Raw genomic sequence first — 17189 nt, 5'->3', positions numbered from 1 at the left:
GACATAGAAGGTCGCTACTTTGATGTCGGTCAACGGGAAACCAATCAACCGACCGAGATCGGGTTGTGCAGACCGAATGACAGCTTCCGAGGCCATCATCGGACCATGCACAATCGTGGATGGCCGGGTCAAGCCCGGCCATGACACTGGGGGTAAGGCGCTCATTTACATAGACCGTCACCCTCGGGCTTGCCCCGAGGGTCCATCTGCGGGCGCCGCGACGCGGATGGATGGGATGGGCCCTCGGAATAAATCCGAGGGCGACGGGTGGTTCCAAAGCCCAGTTTACCCACAGCTTTGCCCCTGTCTGGCCACCGTCCGCCCCTTGCTCCGGCTCCCCCGCCGGGCTATCCCTTTGGCCCATCTTTCCGGCCTTATCCTGCCTTAGAGGACCCCCCGACATGAGCGGCATCACCGACATCCTGGCGCGCGAAATTCTCGACAGCCGTGGCAATCCCACCGTCGAAGTCGATGTCGTGCTGGAAAGCGGCGCCATGGGCCGCGCCGCCGTGCCGTCGGGCGCCTCGACCGGCGCTCACGAAGCGGTCGAACTGCGCGACGGCGACAAGAAACGCTATCTCGGCAAGGGCGTGCTCAAGGCGGTCGATGCCGTCAATACCGAGATCTTCGATGCGCTGTCCGGCTTCGAGGCCAGCGAGCAGCTGCGCATCGACCAGACCATGATCGCGCTGGACGGTACGCCGAACAAGGCGCGTCTGGGCGCCAACGCCATTCTCGGCGTGTCGATGGCGGTGGCCAAGGCGGCGGCCCAGGAGGCCGACCTGCCGCTGTATCGTTACGTGGGCGGCGCGGCCGCGCATGTGCTGCCGGTGCCGATGATGAACATCATCAATGGTGGCGCCCATGCCGATAACCCCATCGACGTGCAGGAATTCATGATCATGCCGGTGGCGGCGCCCAGCCTCGCCGAGGCCGTACGTATGGGCGCCGAAGTGTTCCATACGCTGAAGAAGAAGCTGAAGGATGCCGGCCACAACACCAATGTGGGCGACGAGGGCGGCTTCGCGCCGAACCTGCCGAGCACGCGCGGCGCGCTCGACTTCATCATGCAGGCCATCGAGGCCGCCGGTTACAAGGCCGGCAAGGATGTGATGATCGCGCTCGATGCCGCCAGCACAGAATTCTTCAAGGACGGCCAGTATCATCTGGATGGCGAGAACCTGAAGCTGTCGCCGTCTGACATGGTGAAATACTGGGCCAAGCTGGTCGGCGACTATCCGATCGTGTCGATCGAAGACGGCATGGCCGAGGACGACTGGAAGGGCTGGAAGGAACTGACCGACAGCATCGGCGCCAAGTGCCAGCTGGTCGGCGACGACCTGTTCGTCACCAACCCGAAGCGCCTGGCCGATGGCATCAAGCAGGGCGTCGGCAATGCCATCCTGGTCAAGGTGAACCAGATCGGCACGCTGAGCGAGACACTCGAAGCCGTCGAGCTGGCGCACAAGAACGGCTATCGCGCCGTGATGTCGCATCGCTCGGGCGAGACCGAGGACAGCACGATTGCCGATCTCGCGGTCGCCACCAACTGCGGCCAGATCAAGACCGGTTCGCTGGCGCGCTCGGACCGCATGGCGAAGTACAACCAGCTGATCCGCATCGAGCAGCAGCTCGATTCCGCAGCGAAGTATCCGGGCCTGTCGGCCCTCAAGGGTCGCTGAACAGAACAGACGATGATGAGCCGGGGGGTAATCATCATCGCACTCGCCGTCGCGCTGGCTTCGGTCGGCGCGGCGGCGCAGTCTCTTTCTGTCGTAGGCAAATGGGCCGTGAGCCAGAGCCGCTGCGAGACCGAAAGCATCGAGTTCACCGCCGATGGTGCTTTCAAGTCGACCCTGGACGAGGCCGAGCCGCGCGAAGGCAAATACCGGGTCGGCCGCGACCGCATCATCCTGCTGGATGATGCCGAGCCGGATCGCGAGCTGGCGCTGATCGTGCTCGACTACACGCCGACACGGCTGGTCGCCTTCGACGAGACGATTGAATCCGACCGCCGCCTGGTACGGTGTCGTTAAAAAGACCGGGCCGCTAAGGCCTAGTTCGAAACCGTCATCACCCTGGCCGGTTCATCCGCCGCCGGGCTGTAGGCCGGGGCGCGGAAATGCGGCTTGACCCGGATGCCGGGATACTGGCGCAGCACGGCATGGGCCAGGGCATCGCTGCGGGTCAGGGTGGTGCAGCGGGCCGGGCGGGCGATCACATCGCAATGCAGGTCGCCGATATAGCGCACCTCGCCGGGTTTCACGGTGAAGAAGGGTGCGCCGGGCGCACCCATCGGCAGCAGGCTATAGCGCGACTGGGCCACGTCGGTGGTGATCTGCCGCAGGTAATAGGTGCCGGCGGGCACGCGGATCACATAGAGCGCCAACTCACCCGGTGGCTTCTCTTCGAAGATGCCGGTGCGGTCGGCGCTGTCGACGACGAGTGCGCGCGCCGCGGTCGGCCGGACAGGCTGCTGGGCGGGCAGCAATTCCCAGCTCATCTGGAAATCGGGATAGCTGCGGCTGCCCGGGGTGATGATCGGGACGACGGATTTCAGCCCGATGACGACAATGGCATCGGGCGAGCCCTCGACGAACTGCGTCTCGGTCGAGGCCACCCGGCTTTGCGCACAGCCGCCCAGCAGCAAAGCGAGCAGCGCCGTGGCGGCGAGTGTGCGAAACGGTCCCATGGCCCAGTCCTAGCGCATCCGGCTTGGCGGCGGCAACCGGATTTCACGCGATCAGGTGCGGCACGAAGCGGCTGTCCTCGTTGCCATGGCTTTGCCCCGGGCGGCTTTCCTGGATGCCCAGGCCGCAGGCGCGCGACGCCACGATCCAGACGCCCAGCACCGGGGTGAAGCCGTCGAAGGCCGGCAGGGCATCCACCGGCTGCAGGTTTTCATGGCCGGGGAAGGACTGCCGCAGCAGCGGCAGCAGAGCGTCATGCGACAGCAGCAGCTTCCAGGCCGGCTCGATCAGGCGCATGCCCGAGGTGCGGATCTGCGGCGCGATGGCCGCCTGCAGCAGCCGGTCCCAGGGAGACAGCTTGCACAGCACGGTGATCGGCTTGGCCTCCTGGTCGGTGAAGCGCTTGCCGTTCCAGCCGAGCTGCTCGATGGGCAGGAAGCCGGTCTCCAGCCCGGCCTGCATGGCGGTGCCGCGCAGGTAGTCGCAGGCGCCGCGCGCGGCATCGTCGTCGCCGCCGCAGGCGAAATGCACGCGATGACCCCAGAGGCCGAAATGCTTCCAGGCCTCGATCAGCATGTCGTCGATGCTGTTGAACTGGTCGCCGTGATTGTAATGGCTGTCGAACCATTCCCACTGCACCACGCTGGCGTCGTGTAGTCCCGCAGGGGCATCGGCGGCATAGGCCAGCAGCCGGGGCGCGCCATGGCCGTCCCAGGTCAGATCGAGGCGGCCGAACAGGTTCTTGTCCTGGCGGCGCCAGGAATCCTCGATCAGGGTGCAGGCGAGGTCGCCGAGGCCGAAGGCGGCATAGTCGCCGGCCGCCACGATGCGCTCGACCAGCTCCAGGCACAGATCCTCCAGCTGCTGGGCCGCATCGCCCAGAGTGTCGATGTCAGTGGCTGTAAAGCGGTAGGCCGCATCGTCGCGCCAGCGCGGCCGGCCATCGGCGCCGAGGAAGCGGAAGCCCTGGGCCTCGGCGCGGTCCTGCCAGTCGGGGCAGGGGTCCATGGCAAGACGCTGCATGGCCCAAGCATAGGTCGCGGCTCCGGTGCGGGAAAGGGGCTTAGCACGCACCCTCCGAGTCGCCGGCTAATCCTTTGACTCACCTGTGAGAATCTTGAGACCGACTCGGAAATGGTTTGACCGCGCGACTCGGCTGTGATTCTCTACGAATCACCATGAGTGCTGTTCGCGAAATCCGCCGTCATTCCCTTGCCGCCGTCATTCCGGTGATCTGCTTCGCCGCCATCGGCTACTTCGCCTACCACGCGATGGAGGGCGAGCACGGCATCAACGCCTATACGCGGCTCACCCTGCAGATCCAGGATACCAAGGTGGCGCTGGCAGACGTGACCAGCGAACGCCGCACGCTGGAGCGCCGGGTCGGCCTGCTGCGCGCCGACGGCCTGGATGCCGACATGCTGGAAGAGCAGGGCAAGCGGGTGCTCGGCCTGCTGCGACCGGGCGACCGGGTAATTCTCGGCCGCTGAACCGGGGCTTCCCGGCAATGGAATTTCGCCGATTAACCGATTTTCAGTTAATCAAGTAAAAATCCTTGTTTTAACTAAAGTTAGCCATAATCTTCCGCTCGCCAATTGCCGCCAGCCGGTGTTAGCTGTGGGCAATGCCGTAAGGTCAGTCGGGAGGAAAACAATGGCGAAACCGGGCAAGGCCGCGGATACCGCGGCCAAGGGCGGCAAATTGCCGCCGGCCAAGGAACTGCTCCAGTATTACCGCGACATGCTGCTGATTCGCCGCTTCGAGGAGAAGGCCGGCCAGCTCTACGGCATGGGCCTGATCGGTGGCTTCTGCCACCTCTATATCGGCCAGGAAGCCGTCGTCGTCGGCCTGCAGGCCTGCGCCAAGCTCGGCGATGCCGTCATCACCTCCTACCGCGACCATGGCCACATGTTGGCCACCGGCATGGACTCCAAGGGCGTGATGGCCGAACTGACCGGCCGCATCGGCGGCTATTCGCGCGGCAAGGGCGGCTCGATGCATATGTTCAGCCGCGAGAAGCATTTCTACGGCGGCCACGGCATCGTCGGCGCCCAGGTGCCGCTCGGCACCGGTCTCGCCTTCGCCCAGAAGTACAACAAGACCGACAATGTGACCTTCTGCTATTTCGGCGACGGCTCGGCCAACCAGGGCCAGGTCTACGAGAGCTTCAATATGGCCGAGCTGTGGAAACTGCCGGTCATCTATGTGATCGAGAACAACCAGTATGCCATGGGCACCTCGGTGGCCCGCGCCTCGGCGCAGCCGGCGCTGTACAAGCGCGGCGAGAGCTTCGGCATCGCCGGCCGCCAGGTCGATGGCATGAGCGTGGTGGCCGTGCGCGAAGCCGGCGAGGAAGCCGTGGCGCATTGCCGTGCCGGCAAGGGCCCGGTGATCCTCGAGATGATGACCTATCGCTATCGCGGCCATTCGATGTCCGATCCGGCGAAATACCGCAGCAAGGACGAAGTGACCAAGATGCGCGCCGAGCATGATCCGATCGATCAGGTGCGTGCGCTGCTGCTCGGCAACAAGATGGTGGATGAGGACGCGCTCAAATCCATCGACAAGGAGGTCAAGGACATCGTCCAGCAGGCCGCCGATTTCGCGCAGGAAAGCCCAGAGCCCGATGCGTCGGAGCTGTGGACCGACGTTTATGTTGAAGCCTGAGCGGGCCGGGAGGAAGTAAGCGATGTCCATTGAGATTCTGATGCCCGCCCTGTCGCCGACCATGACGGAAGGCAAGCTGGCCAAGTGGCATAAAAAAGAAGGCGACGAGGTCAAGGCCGGCGACATCATCGCCGAGATCGAGACCGACAAGGCGACGATGGAATTCGAGGCCGTCGATGAGGGCGTGCTGGAGAAGATCCTGGTGCCCGAGGGCAGCGAAGGCGTCGCCGTGAACACGCCGATTGCGTCCTTGCGCGGCGAGGGTGAAAAGCCCGGCGCCGCACCGGTCAAGGCCGCCGAAGCCCCGAAGGCGGCGAAGCCCGATGACGGCAAGAAGCAGCCGGAAGAGGCCAAGCCCGGTGAGTCCGCTGTGACGGCGGCGAAGACACCGGCACCGGAGTTGAAGGACCCCGCCATCCCCGAAGGCACGCAGTTCGTCTCCATGACCGTGCGCGAGGCGATCCGCGAGGGTATGTCGGAAGAGATGCGCCGCGACCCCAAGGTCTTCCTGATGGGCGAGGAAGTCGCCCAGTATCAGGGCGCCTACAAGATCAGCCAGGGCATGCTGGATGAATTCGGCCCCGATCGCGTGATCGATACGCCGATCACCGAACAGGGCTTCGCCGGCCTCGCCGTCGGTGCGTCCTTCTACGGGCTGAAGCCGATCGTCGAGTTCATGACGTTTAACTTCTCGATGCAGGCGATCGACCAGATCGTCAATTCGGCGGCCAAGACGCTGTATATGTCGGGCGGCCAGATGGGCAGCTCCATCGTGTTCCGTGGCCCGAATGGTGCTGCGGCGCGCGTCGGCGCCCAGCATAGCCAGTGCTATGCCGCCTGGTATTCGCATATTCCGGGCCTCAAGGTGGTGGCGCCGTATTCGGCGGCCGATTTCAAGGGCCTGATCAAGGCGGCGATCCGCGATCCCAATCCGGTGATCTTCCTGGAAAACGAAATCCTCTACGGCCGCAGCTTCGAGGTGCCGAAGCTGGACGATTATGTCGTGCCGATCGGCAAGGCGCGTATCGCCCGCGCCGGCAAGGATGTGACCCTGGTGGGCTATTCGATTGCGGTCGGCCATGCGCTGGCTGCTGCCGAGAAGCTGGCGGAAGAGGGCATCGAGGCCGAGGTGATCGACCTGCGCACCATCCGTCCGATGGATCACGACACCATCATCGCTTCGGTGCAGAAGACCAATCGTATCGTCACGATTGAAGAAGGCTTCCCGCAATCGGGCATCGGCGCCGAAATCGCCGCCGTGATCATGGAAAAGGCCTTCGATTATCTCGATGCGCCGGTGGTGCGGGTGCATGGCAAGGATGTGCCGATGCCCTATGCCGCCAATCTGGAAAAGCTGGCACTGGTGACGGTGCCGGAAATCGTCGCGGCGGCGAAAGCCGTCTGCTATCGCACGTAAGGGAGGGCTGACGGATGCCGATCGAAATCCTGATGCCGGCCCTTTCGCCCACCATGACCGAGGGCAAGCTGGCGAAGTGGCACAAGAAAGAAGGCGACGAGATCAAGGCCGGTGACATCATCGCCGAGATCGAGACCGACAAGGCGACGATGGAATTCGAAGCCGTCGACGAAGGCAGGCTCGGCAAGATCCTGGTCGCCGAAGGCAGCGAGGGCGTGGCGGTGAACACGCCGATTGCCGTGCTGCTGGAAGAGGGCGAAAGCGCCTCTGCCGCCAAGGCCGCGCCCAAGGCGGCAGCGCCGAAGGCCGAAGCACCCAAGGCGGAAGCCGCACCTGCGCCGAAGCCTGCGGCCGCCCCGGCTGCGGCGGCTGCAGCCCCTGTCGCGGCCCCGGCCAAAAGCGGGGAACGCGTGTTTGCCTCGCCGCTGGCCCGCCGCATCGCGCAGCAGAACAATGTCGACCTGAAAGCTGTCAGCGGCAGCGGCCCGCATGGCCGTATCGTCAAGGCCGATATCGAGAAGGCGCCGAAAGGCAGTGCGGCCGCGTCGGCTGCTGCGGCCGGCAAGGCTGCGGCGCCTGTCGCTTCCGGCCCCGGTGCGCGTCAGCTCGCCGACCTGCTCAAGATGCCCTACAAGCTCGAACCGCTCAGCGGCATGCGCAAGACGATTGCGCGCCGCCTGACTGAGTCCAAGCAGACGGTGCCGCATTTCTATCTCACCATCGATACCGAGATCGACGAGCTGCTCTCGCTCCGCAAGCGGCTGAATGACAAGACCGAGGCCAAGATCAGCGTCAACGACTTCGTCATCCGCGCCGTGGCGCTGGCACTCAAGAAAGTGCCGACCGCCAATGCGAGCTTCGACGACAGCGGCATGATGTATTACGAGCATGCCGATATCTCGGTGGCGGTGGCGACGCCCAACGGCCTGATCACGCCGATCATCAAGCAGGCCGAGAGCAAGGGCCTGACGCAAATTGCTGGCGAGATGAAGGATCTGGCGGCCCGTGCCCGCGACGGCAAGCTGAAGCCGGAAGAGTTCCAGGGCGGCACCTTCTCGATCTCCAACCTCGGCATGTTCGGCATCAAGCAGTTCGAGGCGGTGATCAATCCGCCGCAGGGCTGCATTCTAGCCATCGGCGCCGGCGAGCAGCGCCCGATTGTGAAGAACGGTCAGATCGTGCCGGCCACGATCATGACCTGCACGCTGTCGGTCGATCATCGCGCGGTGGACGGTGCCGTGGGCGCGCAGTTCCTGCAGGCCTTCAAGGGCTTCATCGACGACCCGCTGACCATGCTGCTGTGAGGCGGCAAGGATGACGGAGAAAGTCGCTATCGTCACCGGCGCCGGCAAGGGCATGGGCGCCGGGATTCTGAAAAAGCTCGCCGCCGATGGCTATCACGTGGCGGCGATGTCGCCCTCCGGTGCAGCCAAGACGCTGGCGGAATCGCTCGGCGGCGTCGGCGTCACCGGCTCCAATGCCAAGGCCGAAGACGTGAAGGCGCTGGTCGATCTCACGCTGTCCAGATACGGCCGCATCGATGCGGTGGTGAACAACACCGGCCATCCGCCGAAAGGCAATCTGCTCGATCTGGATGACGCCGCCTGGCTCACCGGCTTCGAGTTGGTGCATCTGGCCGTGGTGCGCATGGTGCGGGTGGTCACGCCAGTGATGCTCCGCCAAGGCGGCGGTGCGTTCGTGAACCTGCTGACCTATGCCACCTTCGAGCCGGAAGCCGATTTCCCGATTTCCGGCCCGGTGCGTGCCGCCGTTGCCAGCTTCTCGAAAGTCTATGCCGACCAGTATGCGGCGCAGGGCATCCGCATGAACAATGTGCTGCCCGGCTTCATCGACAGCCTGCCGGCGAAAGACACTCGCGTCGCCCGCATCCCGATGCAGCGCTACGGCACCGTGCGCGAGATCGCCGATGCGGTTGCCTTCCTGCTGTCGGAGCAGGCCAGTTACATCACCGGACAGAATTTGCGTGTCGACGGCGGCATTACCCGCTCAGTCTGAGGAGAGCCAGCATGGCTGATACCAGTTTTGATCTGATCGTCGTCGGCAGCGGCCCGGGCGGCTACACCACCGCCATTCGCGGCGCCCAGCTCGGCATGAAGACCGCGATCATCGAGCGCGAGCATCTGGGCGGCATCTGCCTGAACTGGGGCTGCATCCCGACCAAGGCTTTGCTGCGCTCGGCCGAAATCTATTCCAACATCAAACATGCCGAGGCCTATGGCTTCACCGTCGAAGGCAAGGTGACGATCAACACCGCCAAGGTGGTCGAGCGCTCGCGCAAGGTCGCGGCGCAGCTTTCCAACGGCGTGAAATTCCTGATGAAGAAGCACAAGGTCACGGTCTTCGACGGCCATGGCACGCTGAACGGTCCCGGCAAGGTGAAGGTGGCCAAGGATGGCAAGCCGGTCGCCGAGCTGACCGCCAAGCACATCATCCTCGCCACCGGTGCGCGGGCGCGCTCGCTGCCCGGCCTGGAGCCGGACGGCAAGCTGGTCTGGACCTACAAGGAAGCCATGGTGCCGCCGGCGCTGCCGAAGTCGCTTCTGGTGATTGGTTCGGGTGCCATCGGCATCGAATTCGCCAGCTTCTACCGCCAGCTCGGCGCCGAGGTCACCGTGGTCGAGGTGATGGACCGCGTGCTGCCGGTCGAAGACGAGGAAATCTCGGCCTTTGCCAAGAAGGCCTTCGAGAAGCAGGGCATGAAGATCCATCTCGGTACGACTGTCACGGCGCTGAAGAAGGGCGTCGATACGGTCACCGCCGTGCTGAAGGACAAGGCCGGCAAGGAGACCGAGATCACGGTGGAGCGCGTCATCCTCGCCGTCGGCATTGTCGGCAATGTCGAGAATATCGGGCTGGAGACCACCAAGGCCAAGGTCGAGAAGACCCATGTGGTGACCGATGAATGGAGCCGCACCGCCGAGCCGGGCCTCTATGCCATCGGCGACCTGACCGGTCCGCCCTGGCTGGCCCACAAGGCCGGCCATGAGGGCGTGATCTGCGTCGAAAAGATCGCCGGCGAGAAGGATGTGCATCCGCTGGTGGTCACCAATATCCCGGGCTGCACCTATTGCACGCCGCAGGTCGCCAGCGTTGGTCTGACCGAGGCTGCGGCAAAAGCCAAAGGCCATACGGTGAAGGTCGGCCGCTATCCCTTCCTCGCCAACGGCAAGGCGATTGCGCTGGGCGAGCCCGAAGGCCTGGTCAAGACCGTGTTCGACGCCAAGACCGGCGAGCTGCTGGGCGCCCATATGATCGGCGCCGAGGTGACCGAGCTGATCCAGGGCTTCGGCATCGCCAAGACCCTGGAAACTACGGAAGCCGAGCTGATGCATGCCATCTTCCCGCATCCGACGCTGTCGGAAATGATGCATGAGTCGGTGCTGGACGCTTACGGCAAGGCGCTGAATTTCTGAGGTCGGAGCAGGTCGCGCGACTGGATGCCGGTCGCACGACCTGAGCAGCCGCGCCCCCTCAGGTGCCGTGCATAGCCCTGAGACCCTGTTCCGGCGATACCTCGGGCTGGTAGCCCAGTTCGCGCTGTGCTTTGCCGATGTCCAGCGTGAAGGGCTCACCGATGAGACGCAGCATCTGGCGCGTGATCGGCGGTTCGCCCTGGCGCGAAAATGTGCGCCAAACCCATTCCATCACGCTGGCCATGACCCAGGCCACCGGCAGCGGCGCCGAAGCGCGCGGCGGTTCGATGCCGCGCGTCCGCAGCAAGCCGGAGATCAGTCCCTTGAGCGTCGTGTCGGTTCCGTCGCTGACGAAATAGGCTTCGCCGCCACGACCTTTCTCTACGGCGAGTTCGAGCGCATGGCAGACATTGTCGACATGCGCCGTAGACATGGCCTGCGAACCACTGCCTACCCAGCGGAACTGGCCCGCTTTCACCGTCTCGATCATGTGATCCAGCGTCGGCATGCCGGCCCCCCAGATCATCGGCGGGCGTACGACAACGGTCTCGAACACACCGTCACGGTTGGCGGCCAGCACGAGCGCTTCGCTGCGCGCCTTGGACGCGCTGTACGGTGCCCACGAGCGCTCCTGGCGCGGCAGCGACTCGTCGGTGCGCAGCATCGGCACCATATCGCCCATCACCACCGCAGCCGCACCCAGTTGCACGAAACGGCGGACGGACGCGCCCGCCGCCGCCTGCAGCAGATTGGCCGTGCCTTCGACGTTGGACCGCTCGAACTCGGCAGGGGCGCCCCACAGTTTAAAGTACGCCGCCACGTGGATCACCGCGTCACAGCCGCGAGCCGCACGCGCCAGCAAGGCGGCGTCGTTCAGCGACCCGCGCACTGGCTCCGCTCCCTTTTTTTGCACGATTCGTATGGCCTCATCGCTACGGGCCAGCGCGCGGACCTGATAGCCTTTGGCAACAAGACGTTCGATGAGCCGGCCGCCAACGAAACCCGAGCCACCCGTGACCAGGAATGCAGACTGCATGAAATATCTCCTATATCAAAGATACAGTATATGTATATCGACGATATAGGAGCGTCAAGTGCAGAGTGCGAGAATGCCGAGGACAAAGATGGATACTGAAACCACGATTTTGGAAGTCGCTTCTGCCCTGCTCGAGGCGCAAGGACCGGACGGCCTAACGACGCGAGCCGTATGCGAGGCCGCGGGCATCAAGTCTCCGACGCTCTACCACCATTTTGGCGACAAGACTGGACTGGAGCGGGCCTTGATCCAGCATGGACTGGCCGATTTCATGCGACGCAAGCAGCGGGCCCCGGCCTCGGCCGATCCGCTTGACCAGCTCCGCGCCGGTTGGGACGTCGCGGTAGAGTTTGCGCTTAAGCGTCCGGCGCTTTACGCGCTGCTCTCGCATCACGTCCTCGCTCGACCCGAAGTGCTCGCCGATGCTTATGCGCTGATGCACGCCCGCGTTCAGCGTCTGGTGGACATGGGCCGGTTCCGGGGGCCGGTGGACGCTGCGGCACTTGCCGTTTGGGCAGCATCCCAGGGCGTCCTGTCGCTGTTACATCGAGGTGCTTCACGAAAGGATATCGTTGCGGTCAGCGACCTGCTGTTCGATGCCGTTGTCGAAAAACTCTCGCAACGCTGACCGCTGGAAAGACCAGGCAGGTCTCCAAGTCGGGTTGAAAATTGAATAATCTGGCGGTTTTCAAGCAGATGCAGGGTGGGGGGCTTTTCTGTATACTGGGTTCGCGCTACCTCAGCCCCAGCAGTGATTCCCGAGGTCGCCCAAGGATTTAAAGTCGTGGTCATCAACGTTCATCCCATCCCGGTTCGCCATCCGGAAAAGGCGCACAAGCCCGATACGCCGGTGCTGCGCAAGCCGGATTGGATCCGTGTCAAGGCGCCGACCTCGCCGGAAGTGGCCGAGACGCGCCGGCTGATGCGCGAGCTGAATCTCAATACCGTCTGCGAGGAAGCTGCCTGTCCGAACCTGGGCGAGTGCTGGAAGCAGAAGCATGCCACCGTGATGATCCTGGGCGCGGTCTGCACCCGCGCCTGCGCCTTCTGCAATGTCTCGACCGGCAAGCCCGGTGCTGTCGACCATGACGAGCCCGAGCATGTCGCCGAGGCGGTGGGCAAGCTCGGCCTGCATCATGTTGTCATCACATCAGTGGATCGCGACGACCTCGACGACGGCGGCGCCTCGCAGTTCGTCAAGACCATCGCGGCGATCCGCCGGTCTTCGCCGTCGACCACGGTGGAAATCCTCACACCCGATTTCATCCGCAAGCCCGGCGCCATCGAGGCGGTGGTTTCGGCGCGGCCCGATGTCTACAACCACAATCTGGAAACCGTGCCGCGTCTGTATCCCACCATCCGGCCCGGCGCGCGCTATTTCGCCTCGCTGCAGCTGCTGGCCAAGGTGAAGGAACTCGATCCGCTGATGTTCACCAAGTCGGGGCTCATGGTCGGCCTGGGCGAAGAGAAGATCGAGATCATGCAGGTGATGGACGACCTGCGTGCCGCCGATGTGGATTTCCTCACCATCGGGCAATACCTGCAGCCGACCCGCAAGCATGCCGAGGTGAAGAGCTTCGTCACGCCCGACGAGTTCGCCGCCTATGCGACGATTGCCAATGCCAAGGGCTTCCTCACCGTCTCGGCTTCGCCGCTGACGCGCTCGTCGCATCATGCCGGCGATGATTTCGCCCGGCTGAAGGCGGCCCGCGAAGCCAAGATGTCCCGCGCAGAAGCCTGAGCACCGGTGCCGACCCACGCTGAAAAACGCGTTCTGCCTTACCGGCCCGACCAGCTCTATGCGCTGGTCGCCGGCATCGAGCATTACCCGAAATTCCTGCCCTGGTGCGTCGGTGCCCGCATCCGCGAGCGTAACGAAACTGTCGTGGTGGCCGACCTGATCATCGGCTTCAAGGTGTTCCGCGAACGCTTCACCAGCCGGGTGACGCTCGACGCGGAGGCCCGGCGCATCGATGTCGAATACACAGACGGTCCGTTCAAATATCTGAAAAACCACTGGATCTTCCATCCGCATCCGACCGGCTGCGAGATCGACTTTTATGTCGATTTCGAGTTCAAGTCGCGGCTTTTGCAAAAAACCATCGAGCTGTTGTTCAATGAAGCGGTGCGCCGCATGGTTGGCGCCTTCGAGACCCGGGCGCACCAGCTCTACGGCGAGAATGGATTATCCCTGCCGCCTGGTGCTACGATCACGGCACTCTGACCCGGCTCGGCCGTTATCCCTGAGCCCTTGAAGGAGTTCAGAATGGTCGCCCTGCCTACGCTTCCCAATATCTCGATTTCCGGCACCCTGCTGGAGCGCGGCCTGCGCAGCCTGGTCGGCGCCTGGCGCGGCATTGCCGGCGGCGACGACACCGCCCAGCTGGCCCGCGACGGCCTGTCTGACGCCAAGGACACCGAACGCCTGCGCGGCCTGTTCGCCGACTGCCTGGAGGCGCGCGGCGGCGAGGTCTCGGCCCGGGCCCGTGCCGCCGCTCTCGGCCGGCTCTATCTCGGTCTCGACGATGCCGGCAAGCGCAGCTTCCTGCAGGTGCTGGCCACCGGTTTCGCCGCCGATGAAGTGGCACTCGACACGGCCATCGCCGATGTGCAGCGCGCCGCCGAACCGCTTGCCCGCCACAAGGCGCAGCGCAGCCTGCGGCTGGCGCTCACCCCGCCGCGCCAGCGGCTGCTGACGCAGTTCACCGCGCTGCCGCAGGGCGTGAAATTCCTCGTCGACATGCGCGCCGATGCTTTGCGTTTCCGCAAGGAGGCGCCCGAACTCGCCATCGTCGAGGCCGATCTGGAAGATCTCCTCGTGGGCTGGTTCGATGTCGGCTTCCTCGAACTGCAGCGCATTTCCTGGAACAGCCCGGCTGCCCTGCTGGAAAAGCTGATCGCCTATGAAGCCGTGCATGCGATCGAAAGCTGGGACGACCTGCGCAACCGGCTGGATGCCGACCGGCGCTGCTATGCCTTTTTCCATCCGCGCATGCCGCTGGAGCCGCTGATCTTCGTCGAGGTCGCGCTGGTGAAAGGTATCGCCGGCAATGTGCAGACCCTGCTGGACCAGGCGACGCCGGTGCTCGATCCCAAGGACGCCGATACGGCAATCTTCTATTCGATCTCCAACACCCAGGTCGGCCTGCGCGGCATTTCCTTCGGCAACTTCCTGATCAAGCGCGTGGTGGACGATCTCAGCCGCGACCTGCCGAACCTCAAGCAGTTCTCGACCCTGTCGCCGATCCCGGGCTTCCGCAGCTGGCTGGAGGAAACTGTCACTGCCGGCACGCCGGACCTGGTGGAGAGCAAGGCGCGCGAGGAACTGACCCATGCGCTGGGCCAGCGCTTCTCCAAGGGCATGCTGCCCGGCCTGCTGAAGGATCATGCCTGGACCGACAATGCGGCGCTGGCCGAGGCGCTGAAGCCGGTGCTGCTAAGGCTCTGCGCGCGCTATCTGCTCACCGCCACCGACAAGGCTGGCAAGCCGCGCGATCCGGTGGCGCGCTTCCATCTCAGCAACGGTTCGGCCGTGCATCGGCTGAACTGGATGGGCGACCGCTCGCGCAACGGCATGAAACAGTCGGCCGGCCTGATGGTGAACTATCTCTACCGCCTGGACGATATCGACCAGAACCACGAACGCTTCGTGCGCGACGGCACGATTGCCGCCTCGGGCGAGGTGAAGCGGCTGGCTAGCCTCTAGTCCGCGCAGCCTTTAATCCGCGCTCGCCTGCATCTGCGCCACCATTTCGCCGGCGAGGTTGAGCGCGTCTTCCACCGTCGCCCGGCGCACGGCACTGCGGCCGATCTCGCCATAGGTCATGCGCAGATGCATGGTTTCCTGGCCCTGGGCTGCCACCGCGATATGCACCAGGCCGACCGGCTTGGTAGCAGTACCGCCGCCGGGTCCGGCGATGCCGGTGCAGGCAATCGCGATATCGGCCTTGCTCTTGCGTAAACAGCCTTCCGCCATGGCGCGCGCCACGGGTTCCGACACCGCGCCATGGCCGGCGACGATCTCGGCCGGCACGCCGATGGAGTATGTCTTGGCGTCATTGGAATAGGTGACGAAACCGCGCTCGAACACATCCGACGAACCGGCGATCTCGGTCAGTGTGGCTGCGATCAGTCCGCCGGTGCAGGATTCCGCCGTCGCCAGCATCAGCTTGGCGTCGCGGCAGCGCTGCAGCAGGGTTTCGGCAAGGCGGAGCAGGGTATCGTCCATGATGTGTCTCACCAGAAATAGACAACGGCCAGCATGACCAGCATGCCATAGAGGCCGGCGAAGAGGTCGTCGATCAGCACGCCGGGCGCGCCACTGAGGGTATTGTCGGCCCAGGAGGCTGGCCAGATTTTCGTGATGTCGAAAAAGCGGAAGACGATGAAGCCGATCAGGTAGAGCCACGGATCGGCCGGCACGAAAACCAGCGTCAGCCATTGCCCGGCCACTTCATCGATCACCACTTCGCCCGGATCTTCGCCGGGCCAGCGCACCAGGAACAGCCGGATCGCCCACAGCGCGATCAGCGTTATGGCGCAGGCCGCAATGGCAAGCGCCCATGGACCGCCATAGAGCTGCAGCAGCCAGGCAAAGGGCAGGGCGCCGGCTGAACCCCAGCTGCCCGGTGCGGGCTTGAGCTTGCCGAGGCCGAACCAGGTGCAGAGCACGAAAGGCAAAGCATACATCGCGCTCAGCCCGGCAGCCGGATGGTGGCAACCGCCTGGGCCGCGATGCCTTCGCGCCGTCCGGTGAAGCCGAGCTGCTCGGTGGTCGTTGCCTTCACGCTGATGCGATCAACAGCGACGCCGGTGATCGCGGCAATGCGCGCACGCATGGCATCGCGATGCGGCCCGATCTTCGGCGCTTCGCAGATGATGGTGACATCCGCATGCGCCAGCATGCCGCCGCGCGCCGTCAGCAATGAAACGGCATGCTGCAGGAAGGCGGCAGAGTCGGCATTCTTCCAGCGCGCATCAGAGGGCGGGAAATGCTGGCCTATATCGCCGGCCCCCAATGCGCCGAGGATCGCATCGGTCAGCGCATGCAGCGCCACATCGGCATCGGAATGGCCGGCCAGTCCCTTGTCATGCGGAATGACAAGTCCGCCGATGGTGAGCTTGCGGCCCGGCTCGTCGCTGAAGGCATGCACATCGAAGCCCTGGCCGGTGCGGATATCGGCCAGCCGCAACAGCAACTGGCGTTCAGCGCGGGCGAAATCCTCGGGCTCGGTCACTTTGAAATTCTCCTCACTGCCGGGCACCAGCCTGACGGCGAGGCCGGCGCGTTCGGCCACGGCGGCGTCGTCGGTCAGCGCCAGGCCGGCCGACTGGCGGTGCGCGGTCAGGATGTCGCTGAAGCGGAAGGCCTGCGGGGTCTGCACCCGCCACAGACCCTGGCGTTCCACGCCGCTGCGGGCATAGCCGCTGTCGTCGCGCTTGAGGGTGTCGACCACCGGGATGGCCAGAACGGCACCCGGCGCCTGTTTGAGCATGGCCAGCAGGCGATCTATATAAACATGCCGAAGAAATGGGCGGGCTGCGTCATGAATGAGCACATGTGCCGGCAGATCATGCGCCATGGCCTCCAGACCCAGCCGGACGCTGTCCTGCCGTGCTGCACCGCCGAGGCAGGGCGGCATCAGCCGGGGATCGCCTGTGAGGCCGGCCACGGCCTGTTCATAGGCCCCGGAATCGTCGGGGTGGATCACGACCGCCACCCGTGCTATTGCCCCGTGGCCGAGCAGCGCCTCGACGCTGTGCCGAAGCAGCGGCTTTCCACCAAGCATCTGGTATTGCTTGGGTTTTTCTCCGCCGGCGCGGGTTCCGCGGCCGGCCGCAACAATCAGCGCGGCGGTTGTCATGTGGGGCAACCTACCCGAGCCGGTCCGGGGAGGCAAAGGCCTGCCCGGCTTGCTCCGGAAGCGGAAGGATGTTGCAGCGCA

The 17189-nt window shown here is 64.5% G+C and carries 18 protein-coding genes; 12 read left to right on the top strand and 6 right to left on the bottom strand.

Annotated elements, in window-relative coordinates; genetic code table 11:
- The first annotated feature begins 401 nt into the window (after nt 1–401).
- Together eno and AAG799_RS17415 are read left to right on the top strand one after the other, a co-directional pair.
- Nucleotides 402–1682, top strand: a complete 1281-nt coding sequence (eno, locus tag AAG799_RS17420; protein ID WP_341897952.1) for a phosphopyruvate hydratase — start codon at nt 402–404, stop codon at nt 1680–1682.
- Between the two features lie 15 nt (nt 1683–1697).
- Complete coding sequence (locus AAG799_RS17415; protein ID WP_341897951.1) at nt 1698–2036, top strand: hypothetical protein; 339 nt, start codon at nt 1698–1700, stop codon at nt 2034–2036.
- 20 nt (nt 2037–2056) lie between these two features.
- Here the strand turns inward: AAG799_RS17415 and AAG799_RS17410 are convergent, their stop codons facing one another.
- On the bottom strand, nt 2057–2692 hold the full coding sequence (locus AAG799_RS17410) for a hypothetical protein (protein WP_341897949.1): 636 nt from the start codon (nt 2690–2692) through the stop codon (nt 2057–2059).
- 43 nt (nt 2693–2735) lie between these two features.
- Nucleotides 2736–3713 (bottom strand): glutathionylspermidine synthase family protein, encoded by a 978-nt coding sequence (locus AAG799_RS17405; protein WP_341897948.1) that lies wholly within the window; start codon nt 3711–3713, stop codon nt 2736–2738.
- Nucleotides 3714–3868: 155 nt separating this feature from the next.
- On the opposite strand from AAG799_RS17405, the gene AAG799_RS17400 reads away from it, so the two are divergent.
- From AAG799_RS17400 to lpdA, 6 genes are all read left to right on the top strand, one after another.
- Complete coding sequence (locus tag AAG799_RS17400; RefSeq protein ID WP_341897947.1) at nt 3869–4180, top strand: septum formation initiator family protein; 312 nt, start codon at nt 3869–3871, stop codon at nt 4178–4180.
- Between the two features lie 163 nt (nt 4181–4343).
- Nucleotides 4344–5357 (top strand): pyruvate dehydrogenase (acetyl-transferring) E1 component subunit alpha, encoded by a 1014-nt coding sequence (pdhA, locus tag AAG799_RS17395; protein WP_341897946.1) that lies wholly within the window; start codon nt 4344–4346, stop codon nt 5355–5357.
- A gap of 22 nt (nt 5358–5379) precedes the next feature.
- Nucleotides 5380–6774 (top strand): pyruvate dehydrogenase complex E1 component subunit beta, encoded by a 1395-nt coding sequence (locus AAG799_RS17390; RefSeq protein ID WP_341897945.1) that lies wholly within the window; start codon nt 5380–5382, stop codon nt 6772–6774.
- 14 nt (nt 6775–6788) lie between these two features.
- Nucleotides 6789–8078: a pyruvate dehydrogenase complex dihydrolipoamide acetyltransferase gene (locus AAG799_RS17385; protein WP_341897944.1), complete on the top strand. Its 1290-nt coding sequence runs from the start codon at nt 6789–6791 to the stop codon at nt 8076–8078.
- Between the two features lie 10 nt (nt 8079–8088).
- Nucleotides 8089–8790 carry an SDR family oxidoreductase gene (locus AAG799_RS17380; protein ID WP_341897943.1) on the top strand — a complete coding sequence of 234 codons (702 nt, stop codon included), beginning with the start codon at nt 8089–8091 and terminating at the stop codon, nt 8788–8790.
- A gap of 11 nt (nt 8791–8801) precedes the next feature.
- A complete protein-coding gene (gene lpdA, locus AAG799_RS17375) occupies nt 8802–10208 on the top strand; it encodes a dihydrolipoyl dehydrogenase (protein WP_341897941.1) in 1407 nt (468 codons plus the stop codon).
- A gap of 58 nt (nt 10209–10266) precedes the next feature.
- Here lpdA and AAG799_RS17370 read toward each other — a convergent pair whose 3' ends face one another.
- Nucleotides 10267–11244, bottom strand: coding sequence for an NAD-dependent epimerase/dehydratase family protein (locus tag AAG799_RS17370; RefSeq protein ID WP_341897939.1), 978 nt, complete (start codon nt 11242–11244; stop codon nt 10267–10269).
- A gap of 88 nt (nt 11245–11332) precedes the next feature.
- On the opposite strand from AAG799_RS17370, the gene AAG799_RS17365 reads away from it, so the two are divergent.
- The 4 genes from AAG799_RS17365 to AAG799_RS17350 all read left to right on the top strand — a co-directional run bounded on the left by AAG799_RS17365 (nt 11333) and on the right by AAG799_RS17350 (nt 14950).
- On the top strand, nt 11333–11872 hold the full coding sequence (locus AAG799_RS17365; RefSeq protein ID WP_341897937.1) for a helix-turn-helix domain-containing protein: 540 nt from the start codon (nt 11333–11335) through the stop codon (nt 11870–11872).
- Nucleotides 11873–12028: 156 nt separating this feature from the next.
- Nucleotides 12029–12985, top strand: coding sequence for a lipoyl synthase (gene lipA, locus AAG799_RS17360; RefSeq protein ID WP_341897935.1), 957 nt, complete (start codon nt 12029–12031; stop codon nt 12983–12985).
- A gap of 6 nt (nt 12986–12991) precedes the next feature.
- Nucleotides 12992–13468, top strand: a complete 477-nt coding sequence (locus AAG799_RS17355) for a type II toxin-antitoxin system RatA family toxin (protein WP_341897934.1) — start codon at nt 12992–12994, stop codon at nt 13466–13468.
- Nucleotides 13469–13510: 42 nt separating this feature from the next.
- Entirely contained in the window at nt 13511–14950 is a 1440-nt protein-coding gene (locus tag AAG799_RS17350) for a malonyl-CoA decarboxylase (RefSeq protein WP_341897933.1), read from the top strand.
- A 12-nt stretch (nt 14951–14962) separates the two neighbouring features.
- On the opposite strand, the gene AAG799_RS17345 is transcribed toward AAG799_RS17350, so the two are convergent.
- From AAG799_RS17345 to AAG799_RS17335, 3 genes are read right to left on the bottom strand one after another with little or no spacing between them, the layout of a single operon-like run.
- On the bottom strand, nt 14963–15472 hold the full coding sequence (locus AAG799_RS17345) for a CinA family protein (RefSeq protein WP_341897931.1): 510 nt from the start codon (nt 15470–15472) through the stop codon (nt 14963–14965).
- 8 nt (nt 15473–15480) lie between these two features.
- Complete coding sequence (locus tag AAG799_RS17340; protein WP_341897930.1) at nt 15481–15933, bottom strand: phosphatidylglycerophosphatase A; 453 nt, start codon at nt 15931–15933, stop codon at nt 15481–15483.
- A gap of 5 nt (nt 15934–15938) precedes the next feature.
- On the bottom strand, nt 15939–17108 hold the full coding sequence (locus AAG799_RS17335) for a bifunctional 2-C-methyl-D-erythritol 4-phosphate cytidylyltransferase/2-C-methyl-D-erythritol 2,4-cyclodiphosphate synthase (protein ID WP_341897929.1): 1170 nt from the start codon (nt 17106–17108) through the stop codon (nt 15939–15941).
- Nucleotides 17109–17189 lie beyond the last annotated feature (81 nt).

The organism is Ferrovibrio terrae (assembly GCF_943371255.1).
GTDB lineage: Bacteria > Pseudomonadota > Alphaproteobacteria > Ferrovibrionales > Ferrovibrionaceae > Ferrovibrio > Ferrovibrio terrae_B.
The sequence above is the reverse complement of the archived record's forward strand: the minus strand, read 5'-3'. Positions and strand labels throughout refer to the sequence as shown.

Coding starts and splice junctions, on each gene's coding strand:
- AAG799_RS17390 (WP_341897945.1), top strand. CDS start 5,380: ATGTCCATTGAGATTCTGATGCCCGCCCTGTCGCCGACCATGACGGAA.
- AAG799_RS17400 (WP_341897947.1), top strand. CDS start 3,869: ATGAGTGCTGTTCGCGAAATCCGCCGTCATTCCCTTGCCGCCGTCATT.
- AAG799_RS17350 (WP_341897933.1), top strand. CDS start 13,511: ATGGTCGCCCTGCCTACGCTTCCCAATATCTCGATTTCCGGCACCCTG.
- AAG799_RS17370 (WP_341897939.1), bottom strand. CDS start 11,244: ATGCAGTCTGCATTCCTGGTCACGGGTGGCTCGGGTTTCGTTGGCGGC.
- AAG799_RS17340 (WP_341897930.1), bottom strand. CDS start 15,933: ATGTATGCTTTGCCTTTCGTGCTCTGCACCTGGTTCGGCCTCGGCAAG.
- AAG799_RS17385 (WP_341897944.1), top strand. CDS start 6,789: ATGCCGATCGAAATCCTGATGCCGGCCCTTTCGCCCACCATGACCGAG.
- pdhA (WP_341897946.1), top strand. CDS start 4,344: ATGGCGAAACCGGGCAAGGCCGCGGATACCGCGGCCAAGGGCGGCAAA.
- AAG799_RS17415 (WP_341897951.1), top strand. CDS start 1,698: ATGAGCCGGGGGGTAATCATCATCGCACTCGCCGTCGCGCTGGCTTCG.
- eno (WP_341897952.1), top strand. CDS start 402: ATGAGCGGCATCACCGACATCCTGGCGCGCGAAATTCTCGACAGCCGT.
- lpdA (WP_341897941.1), top strand. CDS start 8,802: ATGGCTGATACCAGTTTTGATCTGATCGTCGTCGGCAGCGGCCCGGGC.
- AAG799_RS17365 (WP_341897937.1), top strand. CDS start 11,333: ATGGATACTGAAACCACGATTTTGGAAGTCGCTTCTGCCCTGCTCGAG.
- AAG799_RS17345 (WP_341897931.1), bottom strand. CDS start 15,472: ATGGACGATACCCTGCTCCGCCTTGCCGAAACCCTGCTGCAGCGCTGC.
- AAG799_RS17405 (WP_341897948.1), bottom strand. CDS start 3,713: ATGCAGCGTCTTGCCATGGACCCCTGCCCCGACTGGCAGGACCGCGCC.
- AAG799_RS17335 (WP_341897929.1), bottom strand. CDS start 17,108: ATGACAACCGCCGCGCTGATTGTTGCGGCCGGCCGCGGAACCCGCGCC.
- AAG799_RS17410 (WP_341897949.1), bottom strand. CDS start 2,692: ATGGGACCGTTTCGCACACTCGCCGCCACGGCGCTGCTCGCTTTGCTG.
- AAG799_RS17380 (WP_341897943.1), top strand. CDS start 8,089: ATGACGGAGAAAGTCGCTATCGTCACCGGCGCCGGCAAGGGCATGGGC.